The following is a 26,542-nucleotide window of genomic DNA, read 5'->3' on the forward strand; positions in this document are numbered from 1 at the left end:
CACTCGTAATCACTGCGGATCCAGGACAGAGCAAAGTTTATGGTGCTACAGATCCAGTCTTTACCTTCAAAGCAACAGGTTTTGAGAACGGAGATGATGAGGATGTGATTTCCGGCGCCTTGACCAGAGTTGCAGGTGAAAATGTGGGCAGCTACGCCATCAATCTGGGAAGCTTAAATGCCGGAGACAATTACGAGATTGACTTCAACGGGGCTGACTTTACCATCACCAAAAAGACACTTATCATCACCGCGGATGCAGGACAAAGCAAAGTTTACGGAGCAGCAGATCCTGTCTTTACTTTCAAAGCAACAGGTTTTGAGAACGGAGATGACGAGGAGGTACTTTCCGGTGCCTTGGCAAGAGCCGCAGGTGAAAATGTAGGCAACTATGCCATCAACCTGGGAAGCTTAAGTGCAGGAGACAATTACGAGATTGACTTCAAGGGAGCGGATTTCGCTATCACAAAAGCTACCTTGACAGTTACAGCTGATGCAGGACAAAGCAAAGTTTACGGAGCAGCAGATCCTGTCTTTACTTTCAAAGCAACAGGTTTTGAAAATGGAGATGACGAGGAGGTACTTTCCGGTGCCTTGGCAAGAGCCGCAGGTGAAAATGTAGGCAACTATGCCATCAACCTAGGAAGCCTTAGCGCAGGTGAGAACTATGTGATCGACTTCAACAGTGCTGACTTCGCTATCACCAAAAAGACACTTGTCATCACTGCCGATGCAGGACAGAGCAAAGTTTACGGTGCCGCAGATCCTGTCTTTACTTTCAAAGCAACAGGTTTTGAAAATGATGATGACGAGGACGTACTTACTGGAACCTTGGCAAGAACAGCAGGGGAAAATGTAGGCAACTACGCCATCAATCTGGGAAGCTTAAGTGCAGGAGACAATTACGAGATTGACTTCAAGGGAGCGGATTTCGCTATCACAAAAGCTACCTTGACAGTTACAGCTGATGCAGGACAAAGCAAAGTTTACGGTGCCGCAGACCCTGTCTTTACTTTAAAAGCAACAGGTTTTGAAAATGGAGATGATGAGGAGGTACTTTCCGGCGCCTTGGCAAGAGCCGCAGGTGAAAATGTAGGCAACTATGCCATCAACCTAGGAAGCCTTAGCGCAGGTGAGAACTATGTGATCGACTTCAACAGTGCTGACTTCGCTATCACCAAAAAGACACTTGTCATCACTGCCGATGCAGGACAAAGCAAAGTTTACGGTGCCGCAGANCCTGTCTTTACTTTCAAAGCAACAGGTTTTGAAAATGATGATGATATGCTTTCCGGAGCCTTGGCAAGAGCCAAAGGTGAAAACGTGGGCAGCTATGCCATCAACCTGGGAAGCTTGAGCGCAGGAGACAATTACGAGATTGACTTCAACGGAGCTGACTTCACCATCACCAAAAAGACCTTGGTCATCACTGCAGATAACAAGAGCAAAATCTACGGTGAAGAGAATCCTACACTAACCTTTACTTACTCCGGGTTGGTCAATAATGATCAGAAAATTGATAATGAACCTGTAATCTCTACAACGGCCAATCAAAGTTCCAATGCAGGAACCTACCCTATCCTACTAGAAGGTGGATCTGATGAGAATTACAATATCACTTTAGAGAATGGAACCTTGACGGTAGGCAAAAAGGCATTGACTATTACTGCTGATGACAAAGTCAAAGTATATGGTGATGAAAATCCAATCTTGACCTTTACCTATACTGGGTTGGTCAATGGCGACACTCAGATCAGTACGGAGCCGAAAATCTCCACTTCTGCAAATCTTTATTCGAATATTGGTACTTACCCAATCGAACTGATCGGAGCGGAAGATGGCAATTACACCATAACTATGGAAAGTGGCCAATTGGAAGTCTCTCCTGCAATACTTGAGCTCACAGTGGACCATGGACAGTTTAAAATATATGGTACAGAAGATCCTGTATTTAAATTCACTGCTGTCGGATTTAAATTAGAGGACAATGAAGACCTGCTTAGAGGCACATTGGAAAGAACTGAGGGTGAAAATGTCGGGAATTACCCAATTCAGTTAGGTTCCATCTATGCAGGAGACAATTACACCATCACCTTCACAGGAAATGAATTCAGTATTATCCCTGCAAGGTTAGAAGCTGTAATCAGTCCGGCAGATGTGGAGACAGCATGGAACAGCTCACCGGAATTGCCACAAACCATCACTATAATGACTGAAGATGGAAGATTCCTGGAATTTGAAGTTACCTGGGACCTTGCCAACCTCAATCTGCTTTCACGAGGAGAATACGAAATCTCCGGCTCAATCAAGCTACCGGAAGGGGTATTAAATGAAGAAGGACTGAAAGGAATCCTTAAAGTTAGAGTACTCGCAAAACCTGCTCCTGAAGACTTATTGCTAAGCAACAATACATTTGAAGGTTCGGCAACAGAGTTCTTCATCCATGTGGGAGGTTTCTCTGTAGTTGATCCAATAGATGAAACCCATGTGATAGCACTGGCTGGGGATGCAGGGGACAACAGGTACTTTGAAATCATCGACAAAATGCTCTTCTGGAGCAGTGCAGAACAGGTTGAAGGCAGAAATGAATTCACGGTCCATATTCAAGTAAGTGACAGAGACGGAAATATACTGACCAAAACCTTTGAGATCAGAAGAGTGAGAAAATCGGTTTCTGACATTACAGTCTTCAACAGCTTCACTCCAAACGGAGACGGGGTAAATGATACATGGGGCATCCCTGACCTGAGATTCTATCAAGGTGTCACTATAAGGGTATTTGAAAGAAGTGGCCTGCAAGTCTTTGTCACCAACAATCCAGACCACAGATGGGACGGAACCCACAATGGAAAAGAACTGCCGGTGGGCTCCTACTATTGGGTCCTTGAAGTTCAGGAGACAGGTGAATCAAGAAGAGGTATACTCAACTTGATCAGAAAATAAGACTATTCAATAAGAGGCGGGATGCGCAAAGACATCCCGCCTTACAAAAACTCATTTCAGAATCTAACATTCCAAACTGATATCATTATGGCAAATTTTACAAAAACCCTTTTTCTTACTGCCCTATCCATATTATTTAGCTTAGGTGTTTCAGCCCAATCCAGAAAATACGTAAGCCAGTTCAGTCATCTTCAAAACTATTATAACCCTGCCCTGACAGGCTATGAGGGATCCAATTTCAGAGGATTTGTGAGAGACCAGTGGTCAGGGTTTGAAGGGGCTCCAAAGACTTATTTTGCTTCGGCAGAATTTGATCTTGCCGATTTCAATTCTGCACCTGACCCTTCCACAGCCGGAAAAAATGCAGTGGGTCTAAACCTCATGCATGATCGATATGGAGCCTTCGTAGATACAGAGTTGATGCTCAGCTACGCTTCAAGAATCCAGCTTTCCGACAAGGCAAACTTAAGACTGGGGGTAGGCCTAAACTATAATACTGTCCGATTAGATGGCAACAGTATGACTACCGAACAATCCAATGACCCAACCATGGCCCAATATGTCAATGGCTTTGCGAATATGCAGGTATTCGACTTTAACATTGGAATGGCCCTGACACATCCTAAATATTATGTTTCCTACGCCATGCACAATGTCAATCAGGGAGCATTGAGTTCAGGGGATGTATTTATGGATAGAAAAGCTCCTGTATCAGTGGTGCAGGCAGGCTATCGTAGCATGGTGACAGACAACTTTGGAATAGCTTCCAACTTCATGTACCGCTCACAAAGCGATCTGCCGGACAATATAGAATTCAACCTCAAAGCCATCTTGATGGACAAAATATGGCTGGGCGCAGGACACAGAGTGGACTATGCCAACAACTTTCAGTTTGGTGTAATTTTCCCAGCTGTCAGGATCGGATATGTTTATGAAATGCCAAGCAACAGGGCTTTTTTGCTTCCCAATACAACACATGAATTCCTGGCTGTTTTCCCGATCTTTAGAAAGAACATCAGAGAGTCAAAAGACGAAGTCCTTATCTGGTAAGAATTATGGAAATTAATGTAGACAGGATTATAGAAGTTCTGGAAAAAGATCAGCTGTACCTGAATCCAGAACTGGACCTATATGAATTTTCCAAACACCTCAAAATACCTGTCAGAACCGTTTCTGACCTGATCAATAAAAACCTTAACATAAGCTTCCCGGCTCTGATTCAAAAATACAGACTGGAATTTATCATTTGCAGAATACAGGAAAAGCCCGGAGAAGTAAAATTACAAAAACTCGCCAAAGAGGCTGGGTTCAAATCCAGAATTACTTTTTTCAATGCCTTTAAGAAAACTACAGGGCTTTCTCCAAGCGAATATATCCAGAATCAGATCAAGTTGCTTTCACCCTAAAAGAAAAACCCGTAACGCATGCTACGGGTTTTTTACTTTTATAGGGTAGGATTTTTCACTTTGTCCTGTCCACAGTCACCTGGTCCAATCCTCTTTTTTTCAGCAAAGCATCGATTTTAGGTTCAGCACCTCTGAAATTGACATACATCTTCATAGGGTCATCCGTACCTCCCCTTTCCAAAATCTCTTTTCTGAATGCCTGAGCTTTTTCCTGATTGAAGAGCTCAGTTTCCTTAAATGCCTGGAAAGCATCTGTATCCAACACTCCTGACCAAATATAGCTGTAATACCCAGCTGAATATCCACCCGCAAAAATATGCTGAAAATAAGGGCTTCTATATCTTGGAATTATTTCATCAATCAAGCCAATCTTATCCATAGAAGCTTCTTCAAATTCATCAGCACTTTTTGAAATGGCTTCTTTCTGAGTATGATAGTCCATATCCAATAAAGATGCAGCTAAGTATTCGGTGGTTCCAAAACCCTGTCCAAAAGTACCTGACTTCTGAAGTTTTTCTATCAAAGCATCAGGAATCACTTCTCCTGTCTCATAGTGAAAAGCATATTCTTTCAGGACAGAAGGTTCCGTAGCCCAGTTTTCCATAATCTGTGAAGGCAATTCCACAAAATCCCTTGGTACAGAGGTGCCGGCAAGACTTCTGTACTGCACATTGGACATCAGACCATGCAAAGCATGACCGAACTCATGGAAAAAGGTAGTCACCTCATCAAAGGTCAATAAAGCCGGCGCATTACCAGAAGGTCTGGAAAAATTGCACACGATAGAAATAACCGGAGCTTTTCTCTCCCCATTCTCCATCTCCTGTCCCCTGTAAGAAGTCATCCATGCCCCTCCCCTTTTGGAAGCTCTTGGATGAAAATCCATGTAAAGGACTCCCAAATGGGAACCGTCAGCTTCTTTTACTTCATAAGCTTTGACATCAGGATGGTAAACAGGAATATTCTCAATTTCTTCAAATGTGAGTCCCCATAGCCTGTTGACAACCATAAACACTCCTTCCTGAACCTTAGGGAGTGAAAAGTAAGGTTTTACTTCCTGCTCGTCAAGGTCAAATTTCTTGACTTTTAGCTTTTCTTCATAGTATCTCCAATCCCAAGGTTCCAATTCAAAATCTTTGCCCTCAGCTTTGATCAATTCCTGTATTTCAGCAGCCTCAGCCTTTGCCTTAGCGAGTGCCGGTGTCCAAAGTTGATTGAGCAAGTTGTACACGCCCTCGGGGTTTTTGGCCATGGTTTCCTCCAGCACATAATCGGCATGAGTCTCGAATCCCAATAGATTGGCTTTCTCTCTTCTCAAATTGGCAATTTCAATAAGGATCTCTTTGTTGTCGTATTGATTATCCTGATCAGCCCTGTTTTTATAAGCTTCCCAGATTTTTTTTCTCAACTCTCTGTTGTCAGCATATTGTAAAAAAGGCATTACACTTGGATTCTGAAGGGAAAAAAGCCATTTCCCATCCATTCCGGCATCCTTGGCATCTGCAGCAGCCGTTTCTTTCAAGGAATTCGGAAGACCTGAAAGATCTTCCTCATTTTCTACCACCAATTGAAATGCATTGGTTTCGGCTAGAAGGTTCTGTCCAAACTGAAGTCCAAGAGTAGAGAGTTTGCTGTTGATTTCTCTCATTTTCTCTTTATCAGCATCATTAAGATTTGCTCCGCTTCGGACAAATGCCTTATACCTTTTTTCTAACAATTTGTGCTGAACCTCACTAAGGCCTAGCTCATCTTTTTTGTCCCAAACAGCCTTTACTCGCTCAAATAATTCTTGATTCAAGTTGATATTGTCGCTGTGCTTGGACAGTTCTGGTGCCATTTCTCTGGCAATCGCCTGAAGCTCATCACTGGTATTTGCTGAATTAAGGTTAGAAAATACAATGCTTGCCCTAGCCAGGAGTCTACCTGAGTTTTCCATAGCTTCAATGGTATTTTCAAAAGTAGGATCTTCCGAATTATTGGTTATCGCATCAATTTCCTGTTGCTGGATTTTCATCCCTTCCCTAAGAGCAGGAGCAAAATGCTCATTTTTGATCTTATCAAAAGGAGGCACCTCAAAAGGGGTATTGTAAGACTCGAAGAATAGGTTCATAGAAGTGGATGCTTCATCAGATTGGTCGCAGGCAAAAAGGAAGGTTCCCGCTGCAGCCAAAGTCAATATTGATTTTCTCATGAATATGAATATTTGGGTTTTGGATTGCAAATATAAGAATAAATTAACCCCTACTATTCTGTCTCATCAATAATAACCCGTTGATAACGTGTGAGGGATGGGTGTCCACTGTCCTCTACCTGCAAAATTACATGAAGAGTATCACCTTTTTCAGCCTCAACAGGAATTACCAGACATAATATGTTCAAAAGGCCTTTGATTCGATTATTACTGATTGGGATCGAAGATAAGGAATTTGAAGTTTTCTTTTTTATCTAAGCTTTTAAGAGCCACCATTTTTAATAAGGATAAACCCATCCAAAAATAGATATACAGTCACCATATCCTCACAATCATGTTATTCAAATCTTTTTTTGGTTCAAATGTTTACAGAAATCAATGAAATAAAATTCTAATAATTTTGAATAAACAACACTAGACATAAGTTTTTGATTACAAACAGGCCTATATCCAAAACAAAGTTCCATAATTACGGTTTTACAGAAAACCAATTAACTCAACCGTATGGAAAATTTAGGCAACGCCACCTTCGAAAACTACATAGGTTTGCAGGATGGCTTCAATGAAATGGCATACCAAATGGTAGCCCATGTTCTGACGCTCGGATATGCTGTAATGCTTGCCGGGCTTTTTTATTTTGTATTGACCATCAAAACTGTAGCTCCTCGATTTAGAACGTCCTCGGTGCTGTCTGTTGTGGTCATGGTATCGGCCTTCTTGCTGCTTTATGTACAAGCAAGTAATTGGACCGAAAGTTTCGTTTTTGATACCGAAAGAGGCAAGTACTTTCTAGGTGAAGGAAATGATTTATTTAATAATGGTTACAGATACCTCAATTGGTTGATCGATGTACCCATGTTGCTTTTCCAGATTCTATTTGTAGTTACATTGACCAAGTCAAACTTTAGCAGTATCAGAAATCAGTTTTGGATTTCAGGTACGGGTATGATTGTGACTGGCTATATCGGTCAATTCTATGAAGTTACTGATCTTACTATGTTTGCAATTTGGGGTGCTATATCCACTGTTTTCTTTTTCCATATTTTATGGTTGATGAAAAAAGTAATTGATGAAGGAAAGGATGGTATCCCTGCAAAAGCCCAGGAAACATTACAGTCCATCTGGGTTTTGTTCTTGGTCAGTTGGATGCTTTACCCAGGTGCTTATTTGATGCCCCACTTAGCAGGAATAGAGGGATTGTTCTTCAGTGAAATTGGGGTAGTTGCCAGACAAATTACATACACTATTGCAGATGTGAGTTCAAAAGTGATCTATGGTATCCTTCTTACCAATGTTGCTCAGGTCATGAGTAAAGAAGAAGGTTATCTTGAGCATACTACTTGATAATTTCCCGATTTTTTTGATTAAAACCACTCTGGTTGACAGAGTGGTTTTTTCATTTCTTAATATTCACACAAGTCTACCTTTAAAGAGAGTTATAAGAATATGGGGGATAGATCTTATGGATCTAGTTTAAATTCTAAGGATTTTTTAAAACCACTCTTCTGTAACTGGTCAAACTTGGACTCCCACTATCCTCCACTTCCAGAATAATATGCAATTCCTTTCCAGAAGTCAATTTCGGCATTTCAAATATTAATTCTTCCCCAAAAGGATTATGAAATTCCAAATCACCGGTAAAACCGCTGGCTTCTTTATATACCCACCATTTGTACCGAAGTTGATCCCCATCGGGGTCATATGATCCTTTTGCCGATAAGCGAACCGTTTCTCCTTCCTTGGCATAACCCAACCCCAGTGCTTTTCCCTCATTTCCATTCAATACCAGAATGGGATTGTGATTTGCCTCTTTGAATGTTGATGAAATATTCCAATCCATCCTTGCCGCAAAATCATGTTGATAGGCCTTTCTCCATCTCCAAATCGTTGCTTGATTTGAAGCCTCCTTTCTCCCATCCGGAAGCTGTACTTCATCTTGAGTATCTATGGAAGAAGTCCATATTTCAGCTACTTCTCCATAGGACTGCCAATGCTCGTACCTTCCAGCCCAACCACCCCAAGCCGGGCTTTTGTACCAAGAAAGTCCATTTTGAATCAAACCAATAAAAGAAGGTGTATCCCCCTCCATGATGTAATCCGAAGGAAGGTAGTTGGCACCCAAAGGGCCATGGTTGTCCCGGATATTTTCCATCAGCCACGGATTGTCAACCAGATCAAAATGATGAAATGGCCCATTTTTATACCATTTATCGCCGGCTATTCCTGTCCAGGTGGCTTTGTAATATTCCCTCCAGTTGTCCCCGGCACTTGCATCCACGATATAAAAAATACCAGGGAAATTTTGTCTGATCCAATGCCCTGCAAAATCCTGATCAGAGATGGCGTATACTTTGATTTTTTCGACAAACTTTTTGATCCCTTCCTCGGTACGGGTATTTTTCACTTTCCACAAGGCCTGCGCTAAGCAATTGGCACCTCCCCAAACGGACACCCAAAGCGGCCTATCATCCTCTTTGTCCACTGCTTTTATCAACAGCTCCGAGCCTGGAGAATCTTTCCCTTCCCCTACTCCATCCATGCTATAAAGTGGTAAATGCTCGGAAGTCACACTCAGCAGATATTCCGCGCTGGGAAAGCCATCCCCATGCTTATCCAGGTTGGCTTTTACTTCTCCATAATTCCTGATCAATTCTTCAATTTTGTCTTTCCTTGTATTGTCTCTCAAATGAGTGGAAGTGGTAGCCACTATTCCTTCCACATCATATTCATTGGAATAGACTAAAAACCTCACCAAAGACTGCTGATCATCAGGTTCATTGGTAATGTCTGTGAGTACCAAAACACGTTGTTTGACGGGATCCTTAAATTCCAAGGAAGTTTGAGCGGAGATGGCCAAAGAAATTAACAGTAAAGGAAAAAAAAGAAGGTCTTTCATTTAGATACAAGGTTAATTGAGAGGTTTTTATCAATTCATTTAAAGATACATTAGCCCTTTTAAACAAACAACAAATCTATTTCCCATACCTCCCCGCCGGAAAGGCAAACAGTTGTAAACTCATTTTTATCGGCTGTCACCTTTTCAGCTCCATGGGGGATCTTTTCGGAGGAGGGAATTTCCAAATGGACTAAGACACCTATAGGAATAGATAGGATTAATTTTCTATTTCCTTTTTTACCTTGACAGTTAAACTCCAAAGGCCCATAGGAAGTATGGTAGGTCAATTTCAATTTCTCTAAACTAGCTGGCTGAGGTTTCACTCGGACCAAGCTCCCACCCGGTCTGATGACTTCAATACCGGCAAAACACATGTAGGCTGCATAAAAAGGGGCTATTCCGGCATGGCTCAATTGGTTTTGTGTATCTTTCTCTGCTTGCCAATGTTCCTGGATGGTATTGTTCTCTTTTACAGAAAGCATTGGCAACCACCTCTGATCAAAGTCTTTCAAAATAAACTCTGTATTCCCCAAAGCTGAACAAGCCCAATACGTCCAGATAGTATTGGCCGGGTAGCACCTTCCTAACCTCTTGGGCAGAGTGGTCAATTCATTTAAAACCGCTTTTTTAGAAGATTTAGGTACAAAACCTCCCAATACCCAATGAGCCAAAGAGCGCTCACAGGTTCTTTTCTCTTTATCCTCGTCAAGCCATGGCAAGTTGATAACCAGCAAACCTTCACTGGCAAGGTAAAACTTGGCTTCTACTTTCTCAGCCAGCTTTAAAGACATATCAAACATTTGATTTTTTAATCCATCCAACCCAAACTCGGCTGCCAATGGACCCAGAGCTAATTTCAACATGCTGGCGACATACAAATTATAGGCACATTGCTTATCTCTGACTGCTTTGTAAGAATCTGTATCCATCCAGATGGCATTTACCCCTAAATTTTCTACCTGAAGCAGGCCTTCATTGTCTAGAGAGCTTTGGATCAATTCAAAAAAACGTAACAGTCTTGGAAATGCTTCCTCCAAGTCCTCTTTTTTCCCCGAATAGAGATAATGATTCCAGCAATCATAACAAAAACCTACGCTATGATCCAAAAGCACTCCCCAAGGAGTAAGATCCAACTGTCTTTGCGCCAATCTATTTAATCGGTCGTAGGCCGGCCAGCTGTCCATAAAAAAACCTCCCAATGTCAACCCTTGACTGAAGGTGTCTACAAATCTATAAGGAAGCTGCCCTTCTCCAAATCCAACATGCAAGGCATGGATCATGTGTCCAATGTCTCCACTATATTGCTGCCGCTCCCTCCCCACACAATCCACAATGGTATCATGGCTATTGTTCCAAACCGTATTGATACATGCTCCCAAAAGTCGATTAAATCCCTCATGTGGCGTTTCAACTGTAGGTTGAAAAGGAAAATCATACACTCTTCTCAGAAGTCCGGGATGACTGATTTTGACTGTTCCTACTGCATGGTGGATGTGAAGCTGAACCCACTTGACGCTTTCATAATCAAATGACATGAATTGATTCTCCCCTTCCTTACATATAAATCTTGTCCATGAATTGAAATTGTTGTTGATCAGAGCAGGACCACCCCTTTTCAACAGTTCATGCCCTTGCTGCACCAACATTTCAACCGTAGTGCCTTCACTACAGCTGATGGTAACGAAAGGCCAACCAATAGCATGCTCCTGCATTTCAAAAGACAGAACCAGTCCCTGATTTTGGCTTTTAGGTACTTCAAACTCCCATGTTGCACCTTTTTCCGAAAACCCATCTATAATTTGATCAACTTGAAAAGCATTTTTAGTTTTAAAATCAAAGTATTCTTCAATCGAGGTATTCCAATTTAAAGTATGTACTTCCTTAAGTTGAAAATCATGTACAGGCTTTTCCAATATCAGCGGAACAGTGCGTCTTCTGAGTTGAGTATTCTGATTTCCTCCGCTGTCATATAAATAATCAGAAATGGAAGAACTCAAGGCCGTTTTCTGCGCCTCCTTCGAAAACACCTTGGCCTTTTTCCAAGAATTATCTTCGGAAAAACCTACGTCGTTCCAGCCATCCGGATATAACCGGTTGTCAAACTCCTCCTGTAAAGCTCGTAGATACCAGCGTTTATATTTTCCGGAAGGCCAGCTTTTTGCCTGCTGGACAGACCAGGTTTCATCACTCACCAAGATTGATTTTTCACCATCCTCAAATCCTATTTCTAACCTAAAAATAAATCCTGCTTTTCCTGCAGGCCATGCACCATCTCCAAAACCGAAATAAACTACAGTTGCTCCAAAGACATTATCATCAATTTTTAATCTATCTGTTAAATCTATAGGATCGGCTTCTGCATAACGTGGGTCAGATGGGGCTGGCCCGAATTGAATCCTTTGCCCATTTAAAAAAAGGACATACCTACTTTCTGCCTGAATCCAACCTTTTGCGGAACGTACTGACTTGTTTAGCTTGAGCACCTTTCTGAAATGAAAAAAGGAATTTGGAAGTATCCGTTCGGCAGGAAACCAAATCCATGAAGCAGGAGAAAGGTTAAGCTCCTTCCGCTTGGGTAGCTCAGAAAGTTCGACAACACCTTTGGCTCTTTTGAGATTTTCCAAAGCATTTCTTGATTCTGAAAGTGCAAATGAAACAGGCATCAATGAAAATGCCCCCGTAGCTGATATGGTACGTAGAAAGTCCCGTCTGCCTTTATTATCTCCTTTAAACTTACCCATATTTATGTTCGGTTATTTTTTATTTATTCTAAAAAAACCTATTGATTTTTTCTCCTTAAAAGAATAAAGAATGGTTGCTTTTTTAGGAGGTTTAAGATCTAAAAAATATTTGGATTTTTTGGGTATGAATCAAAATTTGCCCTTACCCATTTTTAGAAGCAAGAGTGAAAGTCTTCTTAGGTCAAGAGTTCTGAAGAATACCTACTTACATCTGCGCAGATCTTATATACCCCATTCTTTCGTATTTATTGAAAAATTTAAAAAACCTATTTCCATCAATAAATTAGTGAATAAATACAATAACTGAACACTTTATGATAAATTTAAATAACTAATTACCAAACGTTTACAAACATTTCTAAAAATAGCTTAGTTTATTTTGAGAATAAAATCAGAAATACCTAGTTTCAGGGGCTAATTTTAGACTTTCCCGGAAAAATAGTGATTGGGATAACTTAAACTTGTTTATATGAAAAAAGCAATGGCAATAATGCTGGTTGTGGCAATCGTGTCGATTTCCCATCAACTCCAGGCCGAGATACTGAATGACAGTATCCCCAAACCTAAAAAAGAAATGAAAGTAGGAGTCAGAATTGCTCCATCACTCAATTTTTTCAATTACGATGATTTGAGTTTTGCACAAGTAACATCAGACTATAAGGTAGGCTTTGGCGCAGGAGCAGTTTTTGATTGGAAGTTGTCTGAATTTAACCATGCAAGACTGGAACCATATATGGAGATCCAGCCAGTGGTCAACAATTCAATCAATTCCAATATCGAAGCTGTTACAGAATTCAACAATTTTGTGTTTGGGCTTGATGCCATTCCGTTAGTCCTGACTTACGGAGGAAAAATTAAACCCCAAATTTCATTTGGCGGATTTGCAAAGTATTACCTGAGCACCTCTCAGGAAACCACCTTGAATGGTAACTCCGTAAATAACTTCGAAGCAAACACCAGTAGTTTGCAGTATGGCCTAAACTATGGCGTCGGTGTCTATATAGGGAAACGCTTAGTGGAATTCAGATATTACCAATCCCTGAATGATTTCGTGGAAAACACTCAGGTTCCTAACAGCATCAATCAAGTTCAATTAATCCTGGTATACTAATGAAGGCATTAAATTATATCTCTTCCTTTCTCCTAGTTTCGTTCCTGTTTTCTTGTGTTACAGAAAGGGGAGAAGAAAACTCATTTTACCTCAATCAAATAGCCAGAATACAGGTAAACACACCACAGCAGATTTTCTTTTCTGAAAATATAGAAACACCGATTAACCTTGATGTCAGATATTTTGACGAAAGCAACAGGCCCTTATTCACCAATCAAAATATACCATTTGAATTATTTTTGACAGACTCTCTGATAGAAACACCAGTCTTAGACCTTTCCAGGCCCGGTAACTACCAATTGAGAGCAGCATTTCCGACGAGGGAAAGGACTTTCAGCAATGGAGTAGACATACAAGTAGTAGGTCCCGAATATATCCAGGAAATAAGACTTGACTTTTCCAATGAGACCCGAAACCGCTTTGCTGTGGCAGAAAACAATACCATGGACTTTACTGTGCAGGTATTTGGTCCAGAAGGTGAGATCACAGGCTTGGAAGAGCAGATTTTCAGAAACCTCGAACTCCAACTTGGAAATCAATCTTTTGACAGACTGGAAAATATCACCATTAGAGAAGTAGGTTCTTTGGATGTGAAAGCCAAAATCTTCGGAGTGGAGAGCAATAGCTTGAAGATAGAATCCAGAGAAAATGTGATTTACCCAATCAAAGAAATGCCTATCATTTTTCACGTGTTTTCCAATGGACCAAATATCAATGAGGCTCAGATGAACAGTGAAATCACTAAACTCAACGCCAATTTTGCGAATGCTACCAGAACAAGCTTTAGAAGCAATGTCAATGCAGTCAACGGCTACTTTAGATTTAGGCTTGCTGATAGGGACCCAGAGGGCAATCCTATACCTACAGTGGGGTACAACAGAATTGAAGTTTCATCTGAATTTTCAGATGATAGTCCAGAGTATTTGCAGACAAAATTCGATGAAATGTGGGATCCAAACCGCTACATCAATGTATTTATAGAAAACATAGGCTTCGCTGCAGGTTTTGCCTACTTACCAACTCTCAGCAACCCTGCTGTACCTGGCTTACAGGTAAATTCAAATCCGGAGCCTACGATCAACTACCCCTATTCTATTTCTCTGGATTACCGATTTGCAATAGAACAAAGCAACCCAAATCCTTATGTACTAGGACATGAAATGGGGCACTACCTAGGATTGTATCACACCTTCCAGAATTGTGGACCAGGTGATTATGTAGATGACACCAAAGCACATAGTATTGACAATCTAAACCCTGCTCAGGTGTTTAATAATAGCCGAAGAAGTTGTCTAGGTGAAAATTTCATCTCTACTAATTTTATGGATTATGTCCGGGATGTAGATCATTTCACCTTTGACCAGAGAGAAAGAATGAATGCAGTGTATGAAAACGGGCTTTTTATCCCTAGACAAGAAAATCAATCAGCCCGGATGTTGCCTGCTCAAAAGGGTACTTTAGATCGAAGCATAGAACCTATCATCTGCGAATTCTAATATCATAAGCACCCTTTATAAAAGCCTTGTGAATATGATTTGCAAGGCTTTTGCTATTTTATCATCCTACATACTTTGGATTCAAATTTACAAAAGACTAATTTCTTTTCTTCTTTAACTGTTCCTGAAAGAAATTAAAAGTCGCCTGATAGGCTGCGACCCAATTTCTATGCAATAAAAAGGAATGGACCTCATCCGGAAAAACCAGAGCATTACTTGGCGTCCACCATAATCTTTTGTTGACAGCAGGCAGATCTCTCACCATCACACTTCCAGGACCTTTGGAGGCTTTGAAAACCTCTTGAGCTTTCATTGTCTCAAGATCCAAAACCCTGATAGTCCAAGGATAGGTTTCTTTCAAGGAAGTAAATGGAAGTTGATTGTTGATATTGGGCACCCTAAGATAGGCTAATTGAGTACCGTCTGCATTCCACGCAGGATAGCCATCATGGTCCATCCCCGGGTCAGGGTAAGAAAGTTCTTTTGTTTCCAAGTCCAGGAGGCCAAGAAAAGCATGATCCCCCCTATTACTGGAAAATGCCAACATCTTCCCGTCAGGTCTCCATACAAATTGCCCCTGACTCCCCCTGGCGTAAAACAGTTCTGAAGGCTTTTCATCCTTTTCCAAACCCGAGTAATAAACCTTCCCGGAATGTATGAAAATAAACTTGTTTTCTTTGGGATGGAATAAAGGAGAACTTCCTTTGGCAACTTCATGAATCTCTCCCTCAGCTAATTCTACAAAATGAATAACCCTGCCCAGGTCTTCCTGCAATTGTGCCGGATTTGCCGGTTCACCTTTTGAATTCGGAGCATTCCCACGAACAAAAAGAAGGTACTTCCCATCCGGAGAAAAATTAAGCTGATCTATTTCTACACCAATATCTCCTTTATAATCTGTAAGTTTTATCGTATTGTATTCTGGGGATTCTGCATAAAACACGTTTCTTTCTCCCTTTTCATTGAAAACCCATGCAACAGCTGTACCGCTGGGATTGGCGGTCAGTGACGTGGGAAAGGGAACAGAAAGATAATCTTCTATACTTTGGGCATAAAGGGAACTTAAGAAAAATAAGAAGGAAGATAAAATAATAAGCTTTTTCATGGTCAGGTAGTTTTGGATAGGAAGTTAGAAAAACTCACTGGTATTTTGATGATTTTTGCAGAATTGTAAAAAATCAAGTTATCCATAAACTAGAAACTTAAATTCTATTGATGTTAATTTAGTTTAATTATAAACTATTATTTTTCAATAGATTACCCTAACAAGACCTCATTTTAAGTGTATATATTTATAGTAAACCAAAATAGAAAAACCATGAAACAAGTATGTTCAAATTGCAATTATTGGGAGCCTCAGGCGCCAGTAGTTGCCAAAAAAGAAAATTACGGAGAGTGTAATAAGCTTAGCCATATCGAGTCCAAAATGGATCCTGACTATATCATCCCTGTATTGAATGATGGAAAGCCTTTGGACCCTAACACCAAAAATATAGAATTTATTACTGGTGCTAATTTTGGCTGCAATCAGTTTGCAAGCGCTTAAAAATTAATTACGACCTAAAACTCATAAGAGCCCGGGATTCGCCGGGCTTTTTTTATTCTTCAAAATTATAATCAGTTCCTTTTTTCAGAGTCATGATGATTACACCGTTTTTACCCTCATCACCATACTCATCGACTGCAGTAGTACCTTTCAACACCTGCATGCTTTCTATGGAATTGGGGTCTATATCGCTGACACTAAAAACCTTCTTCTTCTTCCCGTCCTGCTTGATGATATAAATTGGTTGCGCTACACCTGAAGTAGTCACGGAAACAACCCCTTTTTTACCATCTCCAAAACTATAACCATTAAGACCTTGGACGCCTGTGACACCTCTTAAGCGGGTCACTGAACCTTTCACTTGGTTTAATTCTGTTTGCTGACTTTCGGTAAGCTCATTTTTGATAGCCACCAAAGTACTGAACTGTTTCCTTTTCAATTGATTCTCTAAGGACAAAACCAAGTCCATTTGCTTTTCAACAGCAGCCTGATCTACTTTTTTTGCTGCCAACATGGTTTTGAGTTTCGCATTGGCATTATCCAAGTCCCATTTCAGACTACTGAATTCACCAGCATTTTGGCTGTGGATATTTTTGATCTTTTCAGCTTGTTGGTCTGTCAAGGAAATTTTATCCCGATTTTTCATAACCAGTTCGGCAGAATAAAGTGATTCCTGAAAGATATCCTGTGCATGGCCCTGAGATATGACCAACATCAAACAAATAGTGAGTAATTTTTTCATGGTATATAATAGTTGGTTTAAAATTCTGTCAATAATGAACTGCTGGGCGCTTCCCATTCATCCAGGCTGGATTTGGTCTCTATCACAAAGTGCTGTTCCTGATTCTCATCCTCTACCAGTGTGATGATAAGTGTATCGTACTCCAATTGGTAATCTTTTTCGGAAGGAAGTAAAAACCATATCCCAAAAAGCAATGTGGCTGCAATGCCCACAGGCAGTAAGCTCCACAAGGTAAATTTCCTTTTTTTACCAAACTCAAATTCAGGAACCCTTATGTCCTTGTCTTTTTCTTTCCATTCCGAAAAAAACAACTCCAGTTCTTTTTCTTCTACACTATCCTGCTTGTTCATGAGTATTTTTTTTTAGAATCAATGTCTTGAGGTTTTTCTTTGCCCTGTCGTAATGGGTCCTCACCGTACCGATGTGAAGGCCCATTACTTCAGCAGATTTTTCCAGCGTCAAGCCATGGTAAAAAACCAACAAAAGGACTTCTCTTTGTTTTTCCGGAAGCAATTGGATCAGTTTTTCATGATTATCGTCTGACTGCTCGTGAACTTCATCTGCTATCAGTTCCGTATTTGTATCCAGAGATGTCAAGAGGCTTTCTGATTTTAAATTCTCCAAAGCGGTATACCTGATTACAGCATAAAGCCATGTTTTGGCACTGGACTGTTCATTAAATCTGGCCTTGCCTTCCAGTATTTTCAAGTACACCTGCTGAAGAACTTCTTTTGCCAGGTCTCCATCGAAGCTGCAGCACTGCCTCGCCCAAAGGAAGGCTTCCGTATGCAGTTCTTTGATGACTTGTTCCAGTTGGCTTGGCTTCATATATATCCTTTAGTGTTAAAAAGCTACGGATATATGACATCAACTCCATATTTTTTTCAAAACTTTAAAAACTATTTCTCCTGGCTTTGCAATTTCTTACTAAACACCAAGAACAACAACCCGCAAGCAATCCAGGCAGGCAAAGTAAAGAAAGAGAGAAAAATACCGAAATAAACAGAAATGCTGTAAAATACAGCCATGCTGATCAGCCAAGCGGCCAAAACGGCCCAGTTAAATGTTAAGCCTTTATTCATGACGTAGTCTTTCCCAAAACCCATTTTATCCGCAAAATAATGCTCAAAAAAGATCACTGCCCCTATAGGCGCCAGGATAAAACCATAAACTGCCACGAAGTCCAGCAATTTCATCGCAAAAGCCGGGAACAGTCCTGCGATGGTCGCGATCCCTCCTGTCACCAAAGTAACTTTCACTGTAGAGCTTTTTGGGAAAATCGCCTGAAAAGCCAATCCAGCCCTATAAATGGTAGGATTAGCAGTGGTCCATCCAGCAATGACTACACAGATCAGACCTGCAATCCCGACCACTTCATAAGCCAATGGTCCGGGTGCCACAGGTGGTATGCCCCCACTGGCAAAAATGGCTGAGGCTTCAGGACTTTTGAGGTACAGTGCAAACATCAAACAGGCCGAAATCCAGGCCATAAAGTGCCCCACATACATCCCTGCAGCGGTAGTCCATCCTACTGAATTTTTATCGGCATAGCGCAATACGGACAGGTCAGACATACCCAAGTGCATGGCCGCATTGCAAAACCAGGCAAAGAACAGCACATGCCAAAAGGTGAATTTGATCTGTCCGGGAAATGGCTCGGAACCCTCTCCCCATACTGCCCAAAGGCTACTCCAAGAATCAACTCCCAAACGGTTGGCCGCAACGATTCCGGCTATCAAAAATACCGCAATCATAAACGGTGCTGCCCAATTAGAAAATTTGGCTACGGTATCATAACCTCTGGCTGCCACAATGGAAATCACCGCCCCAACAGTCAATACCACCAAAACCCAAGAAAGGCTATTGGGAACAGTATCGGTCAAAGCCGGCATGGGCATGTCAAAAGGAATTCCAACCGCCGTGGCTGATACAGTGATCATGGCTCCGGCCAAAAAACAGAATAAGAGTCCATTGGCCAGATTGTAACCTGTCACGAGTTTTTTACCGGCGATTTTTTCCAGCTTGTAGTAGAGCGTCAGCCGCTCGCCTGTTGCAATGGGCGTGGTCACGTACCTCCAAGTGAGCACAGCCAAAAAATTCCCCAATAGCAAGCCTACTATCAGGTCAAAAGCAGATACCCCGGCCGTCAAAAACAAAGGCCCTATCACAAACTCCGTCCCCGCAGCGTGTTCCCCGGCATACATGCCCAGAAATTTTTTCCAGCTTTTGTGATGGGAAGATGGGACGGCTTGGCGTTCAAACTCGCCTGAAACAGTCCCTTCCTTTGAGGAAGTAGTTTTTTCCATAGGTAATTTCGGGTTGAAATTGAAAAATACAAAAATCCTATGGGTAATTGTGTCCTGTGATGTCCTGTTTGGTGTTTTACCCACTCCAGACAATGGTTCATTTCGTTAAATGAAAGGATTTGGTTACAACCAATGGAATATAATTTTTGCTCTCCAGGCATTTCATTGACCTCTGCCCTTTAATGAGATATTTCAAGATGCTTAGGAAAGGCTAATCAGTATAGGGGATTGACATGACCTAGAAAATTTCAAATTCTCCTTTCAAATCATCCTAAATCTATGGCCTGAAAGGCCAACATAGCAAAGAAATGAGTAAGAGCTATTTTAAAAAAATTCAAGGTGGAATATGATGAGAGATATGTTTGGGACTGAATAACTGGAAACTTTAATAGTTATATCGGCCTTTCAGGCCTGGGAAATGTTACTGGTGATAATCCAATTAGCGTTGGGCTGCACCCAATTCTATGTTATATTGGCCCTTCAGGCCTAGGAAGAAAAGAGGTTTATTCACCTTAATTCGTAAAGTTTAACTCTATCCGAAGGTATTTTGAACTAATAGTGCAGAATTGATAAGATGTAAGCTTAGCATCAGTCTCATGAAAAATCAACTATTAAAGTACCCTATTCAATTTCTACAAAGACTCCCTTACAATCACCCTAAACTCATTTTTGATCATTTTACCTTCTTTGCTCAGGATCATTTCAGCACAAAGCCTACCCATCACATTAAAATCTGTACTCATCACTGTGATTCCTTTTTGCAAAACCTCCTTTAGTGGGGTCTCATTATAGGACAAAATACCGAGATTTTTACCGATTTCAAGAACTGAGATTTCCCGCACTTTTTTTGATGAGATTGACAAGATCTGTCTCTTCAATGACAATATAGGCCTCCTCATTCTGCGGTGAAACTTCATCAGAGATTTCCTGAATCACGTCAAAATCCAGGTTTTCCTCAAACGCATATTTTTTGAAACCGGAAACGATATTTTGCGGATAGGGGTAATTGGAATGGAAAGGAAAAACCAAAATAAGTTTTTTATACTTTCTCAGTTTGGAATTAAGCTTTTTCAAGGCTTCATAAATATCGGTTTTGAAATCCTGATAAATGGCCCCGAAGCAGTCCAAACCATCAGGCTTATTGTCTAATAAAACCAATTTTTCTGAGGGAAGATTTTGCAGCAAAGCGTAAGCCTTCTGCTCTTGCTCTTTTTTGAAATGGGGCATTACAACATAAAAATCGAAGCCCCCCTTCTGTGTCTCCAGGATTTTCCTTAAAAGCTCGTATTCACAATGATGTACTTGAAAATTGATTTCCGCACGTCCCTCTAGGGTGGTCACGAATGAATTGAAAATCTCCTTTTTATAGGCACTCAACTTATTGAACAACAAAAGAACAGTGTATTTAGAAAGGTCATTGTGATGACTGATATAATAGCCTTTCCCTCTCACAGATTCTATGATGCCTTGTTTTTTCAAAATGGCATAAGCCTTTTCGACCGTATCTCTCGAAAGGTAATACTCTGCACTTAAGCTATTGATCGAAGGGATTTTATCTCCAAATCGCAACACTTCTGAAGTAATCAGGCCTTTGATGGCCTTGACGACCTGAATGTATTTGGGAATACTCGAACTATCATCAATGTTTAAATTCAGCTTCATTTAGATTGCAGTTTTAAAAAAGTAAGAATAGGATAATTCATAGGGAAAACAAAACCCTATCCTCTACAAGAATCAGTATAGTGCAGGATAGCCTCTTTGACTTGACCCTTTATATTTGATCAAATCTTGAATTTCCATATCCATCTCAAACTAATATGAAAACAAAACCACAAACCTTTAAGCATGTATCCTATTTGTGGGATGAAGAAAAAGCAGCTTCCTTGGGCGATGATGAGGTTGCCTTATTAATATACCGGTCCAATATCCTGGGAGCTGACCTTCGCATCACCAATTATGGTGGTGGCAACACTTCCTGCAAAACCATGGAAAAAGATCCCCTTACCGGAAAGGCGGTGGAAGTGATGTGGATCAAAGGTTCCGGTGGGGATATCGGTACGCTGACCAAGGCTGGCTTGGCCGGGCTCTATGTAGACAAACTGCGTTCTTTGGAAGGAGTCTACAGGGGTATCGCACATGAAGATGAAATGGTCGGGCTTTTCAACCACTGCATCTACGACCTTGATTCCAAGGCCCCTTCCATAGACACGCCTTTACATGCTTTTTTGCCTTTCAAGCATATTGATCACCTGCATCCCGATGCGGCTATTGCGATTGCGGCATCAAAAGAAGGAGAGAAAATCACGCAAGAACTTTTTGAAGGACAGATTGCCTGGGTGCCTTGGCAAAGACCAGGCTTTGATTTGGGATTGCAATTGCGGGATGCATTGGAGGCCAATCCCGGTATCCGGGGCATCATGTTGGGTGGACACGGACTTTTTACCTGGGGCGATACGGCTCATGAATGCTATACCAACAGCTTGGAAGTCATTGAAAAAGCTTCTGCTTTTCTGGAAGAAAACTATGGCAAGAAAAGGCCTGTCTTTGGAGGTAAAAAAACAAAAGCACTTGACCCTGCTCAAAGGAAAGATCAGGCAGCCAAAATCGCTCCCTTATTGCGTGGCTTGGCTTCCAGCTATAACCGCATGGTGGGCACATTCAATGATTCAGAAACGGTATTGCAGTTTATCAATTCCCATGATTTGACCAAATTGGCACCTTTGGGAACTTCCTGTCCAGACCACTTTCTAAGGACCAAAATTGCCCCATTGGTATTGGATATTCCGGCAGATCAGGAATTGAGTGACCTGTCTGCATTGAAAAGTCATATTGAAAAGCTTTTTGCCCAATACAGAGAAGGTTACAAAGACTATTATGAAAAGCACAAGCGCAGCAACAGCCCTGCCATGCGTGACCCCAATCCGGTCATCATCCTTTGGCCGGGAGTGGGGATGTTTTCCTATGCCAAAGACAAGCAGACTTCAAGGGTTGCTTCAGAATTCTACATCAATGCCATCAATGTGATGCGAGGTGCCGAGGCGGTTTCTGAATACGTTTCATTGCCTTTGCAGGAAGCTTTTGATATAGAATACTGGCTCCTCGAAGAGGCAAAACTTCAAAGAATGCCCAAAGAAAAACCGCTTTCCAGAAAAGTGGCTTTGATCACTGGAAGTGCAGGTGGAATAGGAAAAGCCATCGCAGACAAGTTTGCCGCAGAGGGTGCCTGTGTGGTCTTAACTGATATTGATGGAGATCGCTTGGATAAGGCAAGGAAAGATTTTGGAAAAGATGCCGCCATCGCCGTCAAACTCGATGTGCTGGATAATGACACGATTGCTCAAGCCTATGCAGCAGCCTGTTTGGCCTTCGGAGGGGTTGACATCATTGTCAACTGCGCCGGATTGGCCATCAGCAAACCCCTACCAGAGACGACCGAAGCCGACTGGGATTTGCTCAATGATGTGTTGGTCAAAGGACAATTCAAAGTTTCCCAAGCGGGCGTGGCCGTCATGAGAGCCCAAGGATTGGGTGGTGACATCATCAATATTGCATCCAAAAACGCATTGGTTTCCGGACCAAATAATGTAGCCTATGGCACTGCCAAGGCAGCCCAAGTACATATGTCACGCTTGTTGGCAGCCGAGCTTGGGCCTGACAAAATCCGGGTCAATGTGGTCAACCCCGATGCGGTGATCGAAGGCTCCAAGATCTGGGAAGGCAAATGGGCAGAAGGAAGGGCCAAAGCCTATGGCGTGACTGTAGAAGAATTGCCAGCATTCTATGCCAAGAGAACTTTGATGAATGAGATCATTTCAACAGAGGATATTGCAAATGGGGTATTTGCATTTGTTGGAGGAATACTTTCAAAGTCAACTGGAAACATTTTGAATGTGGATGGGGGTGTTGCGGCTGCTTTTGTGAGGTGATTAAAGTTCTCGCAAAGGCGCCAAGACGCTAAGATAAAACAGTGACACCAGTTATCCAGCGTCATTCTGAGTTATTAAAATTGGCATTTACAGAAAGGAAATGACAGTTGATTAAAAACCCCAAAGGGGTTAAACCATGAATAGCCCCGGGTAGCAACCCGGGGAATTCATGAAATAGAGTTGAAGCCCAACCCTAAAGGGGTTGAACTAAATCAGAAATAGACTTTTGTCAATGGTAACCGGAGCTTGCGGAGATGAAAGCCTGTCCCGCAGCATTGAGGGAGATCTCCTTCCTTTAAAAGCAGGAGACTCTTCACTACGTTCAGAGTGACGATCCCTACACACCTGTCATTGGTAGGCTTTAAAATTAAGCATTTAAAGAAAGGAAATGCCAAATGTTAAAATCTCGAAATGACAAGGATAAGCTATCTTCCAAATAATTCCTTAAATTCAAATTAAAACAATTCTCACTTCGTGCCTTTACGCCTTAGTGGCAAAAAAAATATTCTTAGCGCGCTTTGCGTCTTCACCAGAAACCATGAAAATAACCGCCGATCAAATCCAATCCACCAATAAACCCAGAGAAGTTTCCCATGCCAGGGAATTCAACTTCCTAGCTGAAACCCTGGAAAAAAAAGGACTTAATTTGGAGCAACTCATCCAAAAACTTCAGGATTTTCAAATTGCCATTCCTTCTTGGGCTTTGGGCACAGGAGGAACCCGTTTTGGACGTTTTTCCGGGGGAGGAGAACCTGCTACTTTGATTCAAAAAATACAGGATATCGGTATACTTCATGCCCTCAACCGGTCCAGTGATTGTGTCTCCCTGCATATTCCATGGGACATCCCTCAGGACTATGACGCCATTCTGCAAGCAGCAGCTGAAGTAGAAATCGGTTTTGACGCAGTCAATTCAAATACCTTCCAGGACCAGGCTGGCCAAAGTCTATCCTACAAATTCGGTTCTCTTGCCAATCAAGACCAGAATATTCGAGAAATCGCTATTGAGCACAACAAGGAAGTAATCCGGATCGGTGAAAAACTGGGTTCCAAGGCCCTGACGGTTTGGTTGGCGGATGGATCATCCTTCCCCGGCCAACACAGTTTCCGCAAAGCCTTACAAAACACCCATGAATGCTTACAGGAGATTTACCAAGATCTTCCAATCGACTGGAAAATGCTGATCGAATATAAGCCCTACGAGCCCTACTTCTACAGTACGGTCATACAGGATTGGGGCACCTCTTTTCTGCTGGCCAACAAATTGGGCGACAAAGCTTACACCTTAGTAGATCTTGGCCATCACCTGCCCAACACAAATATTGAGCAGATAGTGGCTAACCTAATGACCGAAGGGAAATTAGGGGGTTTTCATTTCAACGACTCCAAATACGGAGATGATGACCTGACCGTGGGCAGCATCAAGCCTTACCAGCTCTTCCTGATTTTCAATGAACTGGTAGCCGGTTTTGAAGAAACTTCCAATCCTGCGCCGGCATGGATGATTGATGCCAGCCACAACCTGAAAGACCCTTTGGAGGATTTGTTGCAATCCGTTGAAGCCATCAAACTGGCCTATGCACAGGCTTTGATCGTAGATCAAAATTCTCTTCATGCAGCACAAGCATCGCATGATGTAAGTATGGCACAGGAAATCCTCCAGGAGGCATTTAGAACTGACCTGAGACCTTTGGTCAGGGAATCCATCCGGCAAAGTGGTGGGACCATATCCCCTATCCAAGCTTATCGGGACCTGAAAGTAAGGGAAACGCTGATCAAAGAAAGGGGCCTAGACAGTAAAGCCAGCGGATTGTAATATGGAACCCATCAAGGTAACCGCCATATTTGACATAGGAAAGACCAATAAGAAGTTCTTCCTTTTTGATCAGGATTTGAAGGAAGTCTACAAGGTGTACCACCGGCTGGATTATATACAGGATGAAGACGGAGATGATTGCGAATCCATTCAGGCACTGACCCAATGGGTCAAACAAACCTTAAAAGAAGCTTTAGCTTTACCCCAATTTTTGGTCATCAAACTCAATTTTACGACCTATGGGGCTTCATTTGTACATATTGACCAAATGGGCAATCCGGTCGCGCCCCTGTACAATTACCTAAAAAAGTATCCTGATGTCATTTTGGAGCAGTTTTATAAAAAGTATGGCCCAGCAGAAAAGTTCAGCAGGGAAACTTCCTCTCCTGCCCTGGCCATGTTGAATTCCGGACTTCAGCTCTATTGGCTAAAAAACTCAAAACCACAAACCTTTAAGAAAATCCATCGCAGCCTTCACCTTCCCCAATACCTTTCATTTCTTTTTACGGGAAAAGCAGTCTCAGAATATACAAGCATAGGCTGTCATACAGGCTTATGGGATTTTGCCAAAGGAGATTATCACCATTGGGTCAAAGCAGAAGGGATAGACCGATTATTACCAGAGGTGGTGGACACTACGACCAGTTTTCCCAAGACCTTTGACAGGCACAGCATGAGTATAGGCGTGGGAGTGCATGATTCTTCCTCTGCCTTATTGCCTTATTTGAACAGCAATTCCGAACCTTTTGCCCTATTGTCTACGGGCACCTGGGCGATCAGCATCAATCCTTTCAACGCGTCTCCCCTGACCACTGAAGAACTCCGAAAAGACTGTCTGCATTTTCTCAGCAAAAAAGGTCAGCCTATCAAAATCAGCCGGTTATTTATAGGAGAAGAGCACAAAGTTCAGATCGAAAAACTATACGCGTATTTCCAATTGGAAAGAGGTTATTACAAAGCATTGTCATTTGAAAAGAAGCTTTACCAAAAAGCTAAATCCAAAAACCGCAAACGGTTTAGGTTTGAATACCTCAAACCGGAAGTTTATGGACTAACCCATGCAACAGCAACCGACTGGAAAGGTTTTGCAGATTTTGAGGATGCTTATTACAGCTTTATCCATGAACTCACTGACCTGCAAGTTGCCTCCTTATCTCTGGTCCTGAATGGCGACACCTCAGTCAAAAAACTCTATATCGACGGTGGCTTCAATGCCAATCCCATTTTTGTGGAGATGCTTAGGGACAAATTGTCAGGAATCAGCATTGAAACCACAGATTTTGCTTTGGGGACGGCGTTGGGGGCAGGGATTTTGGTGAATTGAAATCGGAGTGAAGTAGAGATCACAAGAGAAGAGTAATCCTTCAAAGGCGGATCAATAATAATTGTCGACAAATAGGGGAAACGGAATAAAAGTACCTGG

The 26,542-nt window shown here is 41.8% G+C and carries 21 protein-coding genes; 10 read left to right on the plus strand and 11 right to left on the minus strand.

The window, feature by feature from the left end; all coding sequences use genetic code 11:
• Positions 1 to 8 precede the first annotated feature (8 nt).
• The 3 genes from A33Q_RS16935 to A33Q_RS16945 all read left to right on the plus strand — a co-directional run bounded on the left by A33Q_RS16935 (position 9) and on the right by A33Q_RS16945 (position 4,348).
• Positions 9 to 2,942, plus strand: coding sequence for an MBG domain-containing protein (locus A33Q_RS16935; RefSeq protein WP_456318557.1), 2,934 nt, complete (start codon positions 9 to 11; stop codon positions 2,940 to 2,942).
• A gap of 87 nt (positions 2,943 to 3,029) precedes the next feature.
• On the plus strand, positions 3,030 to 3,992 hold the full coding sequence (locus A33Q_RS16940; RefSeq protein WP_009036077.1) for a PorP/SprF family type IX secretion system membrane protein: 963 nt from the start codon (positions 3,030 to 3,032) through the stop codon (positions 3,990 to 3,992).
• A gap of 5 nt (positions 3,993 to 3,997) precedes the next feature.
• Positions 3,998 to 4,348, plus strand: a complete 351-nt coding sequence (locus A33Q_RS16945) for a helix-turn-helix domain-containing protein (RefSeq protein WP_009036078.1) — start codon at positions 3,998 to 4,000, stop codon at positions 4,346 to 4,348.
• A 55-nt stretch (positions 4,349 to 4,403) separates the two neighbouring features.
• Here the strand turns inward: A33Q_RS16945 and A33Q_RS16950 are convergent, their stop codons facing one another.
• Both A33Q_RS16950 and A33Q_RS22555 read right to left on the minus strand, forming a co-directional pair.
• Positions 4,404 to 6,539, minus strand: a complete 2,136-nt coding sequence (locus A33Q_RS16950) for a M3 family metallopeptidase (RefSeq protein ID WP_009036079.1) — start codon at positions 6,537 to 6,539, stop codon at positions 4,404 to 4,406.
• 53 nt (positions 6,540 to 6,592) lie between these two features.
• A complete protein-coding gene (locus tag A33Q_RS22555; RefSeq protein ID WP_323749349.1) occupies positions 6,593 to 6,727 on the minus strand; it encodes a hypothetical protein in 135 nt (44 codons plus the stop codon).
• A gap of 316 nt (positions 6,728 to 7,043) precedes the next feature.
• Here A33Q_RS22555 and A33Q_RS16955 point away from each other — a divergent pair, with 316 nt between their 5' ends.
• Positions 7,044 to 7,883: a bacteriorhodopsin gene (locus A33Q_RS16955; protein ID WP_009036080.1), complete on the plus strand. Its 840-nt coding sequence runs from the start codon at positions 7,044 to 7,046 to the stop codon at positions 7,881 to 7,883.
• Positions 7,884 to 8,019: 136 nt separating this feature from the next.
• Here A33Q_RS16955 and A33Q_RS16960 read toward each other — a convergent pair whose 3' ends face one another.
• Positions 8,020 to 9,435 carry a DUF1593 domain-containing protein gene (locus tag A33Q_RS16960; RefSeq protein ID WP_009036081.1) on the minus strand — a complete coding sequence of 472 codons (1,416 nt, stop codon included), beginning with the start codon at positions 9,433 to 9,435 and terminating at the stop codon, positions 8,020 to 8,022.
• A gap of 59 nt (positions 9,436 to 9,494) precedes the next feature.
• The gene (locus tag A33Q_RS16965; protein WP_009036082.1) at positions 9,495 to 12,176 is read right to left on the minus strand and encodes an alpha-L-rhamnosidase N-terminal domain-containing protein; all 2,682 of its coding nucleotides are present in this window, start codon (positions 12,174 to 12,176) and stop codon (positions 9,495 to 9,497) included.
• 469 nt (positions 12,177 to 12,645) lie between these two features.
• Between A33Q_RS16965 and A33Q_RS16975 the strand changes: the two genes are divergently transcribed.
• Positions 12,646 to 13,287: a porin family protein gene (locus A33Q_RS16975; protein ID WP_009036084.1), complete on the plus strand. Its 642-nt coding sequence runs from the start codon at positions 12,646 to 12,648 to the stop codon at positions 13,285 to 13,287.
• A complete protein-coding gene (locus tag A33Q_RS16980; protein WP_009036085.1) occupies positions 13,287 to 14,783 on the plus strand; it encodes a M43 family zinc metalloprotease in 1,497 nt (498 codons plus the stop codon). The genes A33Q_RS16975 and A33Q_RS16980 overlap by 1 nt, the downstream gene beginning before the upstream one ends.
• Positions 14,784 to 14,880: 97 nt before the next feature.
• On the opposite strand, the gene A33Q_RS16985 is transcribed toward A33Q_RS16980, so the two are convergent.
• Positions 14,881 to 15,888 (minus strand): TolB family protein, encoded by a 1,008-nt coding sequence (locus A33Q_RS16985; RefSeq protein ID WP_009036086.1) that lies wholly within the window; start codon positions 15,886 to 15,888, stop codon positions 14,881 to 14,883.
• A gap of 213 nt (positions 15,889 to 16,101) precedes the next feature.
• Here A33Q_RS16985 and A33Q_RS16990 point away from each other — a divergent pair, with 213 nt between their 5' ends.
• Complete coding sequence (locus tag A33Q_RS16990) at positions 16,102 to 16,329, plus strand: hypothetical protein (protein WP_009036087.1); 228 nt, start codon at positions 16,102 to 16,104, stop codon at positions 16,327 to 16,329.
• A 52-nt stretch (positions 16,330 to 16,381) separates the two neighbouring features.
• On the opposite strand, the gene A33Q_RS16995 is transcribed toward A33Q_RS16990, so the two are convergent.
• The 6 genes from A33Q_RS16995 to A33Q_RS17015 form a co-directional block, all read right to left on the minus strand.
• Positions 16,382 to 17,071: a Spy/CpxP family protein refolding chaperone gene (locus tag A33Q_RS16995; RefSeq protein WP_009036088.1), complete on the minus strand. Its 690-nt coding sequence runs from the start codon at positions 17,069 to 17,071 to the stop codon at positions 16,382 to 16,384.
• A 17-nt stretch (positions 17,072 to 17,088) separates the two neighbouring features.
• Complete coding sequence (locus A33Q_RS17000; RefSeq protein WP_009036089.1) at positions 17,089 to 17,421, minus strand: hypothetical protein; 333 nt, start codon at positions 17,419 to 17,421, stop codon at positions 17,089 to 17,091.
• Complete coding sequence (locus tag A33Q_RS17005; protein WP_009036090.1) at positions 17,405 to 17,899, minus strand: RNA polymerase sigma factor; 495 nt, start codon at positions 17,897 to 17,899, stop codon at positions 17,405 to 17,407. Before A33Q_RS17005 ends, A33Q_RS17000 begins: the two co-directional genes overlap by 17 nt.
• Before the next feature lie 71 nt (positions 17,900 to 17,970).
• A complete protein-coding gene (locus tag A33Q_RS17010; protein ID WP_040490622.1) occupies positions 17,971 to 19,377 on the minus strand; it encodes a purine-cytosine permease family protein in 1,407 nt (468 codons plus the stop codon).
• 632 nt (positions 19,378 to 20,009) lie between these two features.
• Positions 20,010 to 20,174: a Transcriptional regulator of rhamnose utilization, GntR family gene (locus A33Q_RS22455; protein ID WP_016255460.1), complete on the minus strand. Its 165-nt coding sequence runs from the start codon at positions 20,172 to 20,174 to the stop codon at positions 20,010 to 20,012.
• Positions 20,175 to 20,196: 22 nt separating this feature from the next.
• Complete coding sequence (locus A33Q_RS17015) at positions 20,197 to 21,039, minus strand: GntR family transcriptional regulator (RefSeq protein ID WP_016255461.1); 843 nt, start codon at positions 21,037 to 21,039, stop codon at positions 20,197 to 20,199.
• Between the two features lie 155 nt (positions 21,040 to 21,194).
• Here A33Q_RS17015 and A33Q_RS17020 point away from each other — a divergent pair, with 155 nt between their 5' ends.
• The 3 genes from A33Q_RS17020 (at position 21,195) to A33Q_RS17030 (ending at position 26,443) form a co-directional block, all read left to right on the plus strand.
• A complete protein-coding gene (locus tag A33Q_RS17020; protein ID WP_009036092.1) occupies positions 21,195 to 23,303 on the plus strand; it encodes a bifunctional rhamnulose-1-phosphate aldolase/short-chain dehydrogenase in 2,109 nt (702 codons plus the stop codon).
• A gap of 538 nt (positions 23,304 to 23,841) precedes the next feature.
• On the plus strand, positions 23,842 to 25,119 hold the full coding sequence (locus A33Q_RS17025; protein ID WP_009036093.1) for a sugar isomerase: 1,278 nt from the start codon (positions 23,842 to 23,844) through the stop codon (positions 25,117 to 25,119).
• Position 25,120: 1 nt separating this feature from the next.
• Positions 25,121 to 26,443 carry an FGGY-family carbohydrate kinase gene (locus A33Q_RS17030; protein WP_009036094.1) on the plus strand — a complete coding sequence of 441 codons (1,323 nt, stop codon included), beginning with the start codon at positions 25,121 to 25,123 and terminating at the stop codon, positions 26,441 to 26,443.
• Positions 26,444 to 26,542 lie beyond the last annotated feature (99 nt).

The sequence above is a fragment of the Indibacter alkaliphilus LW1 genome (assembly GCF_000295935.2).
GTDB classification, from domain to species: domain Bacteria; phylum Bacteroidota; class Bacteroidia; order Cytophagales; family Cyclobacteriaceae; genus Indibacter; species Indibacter alkaliphilus.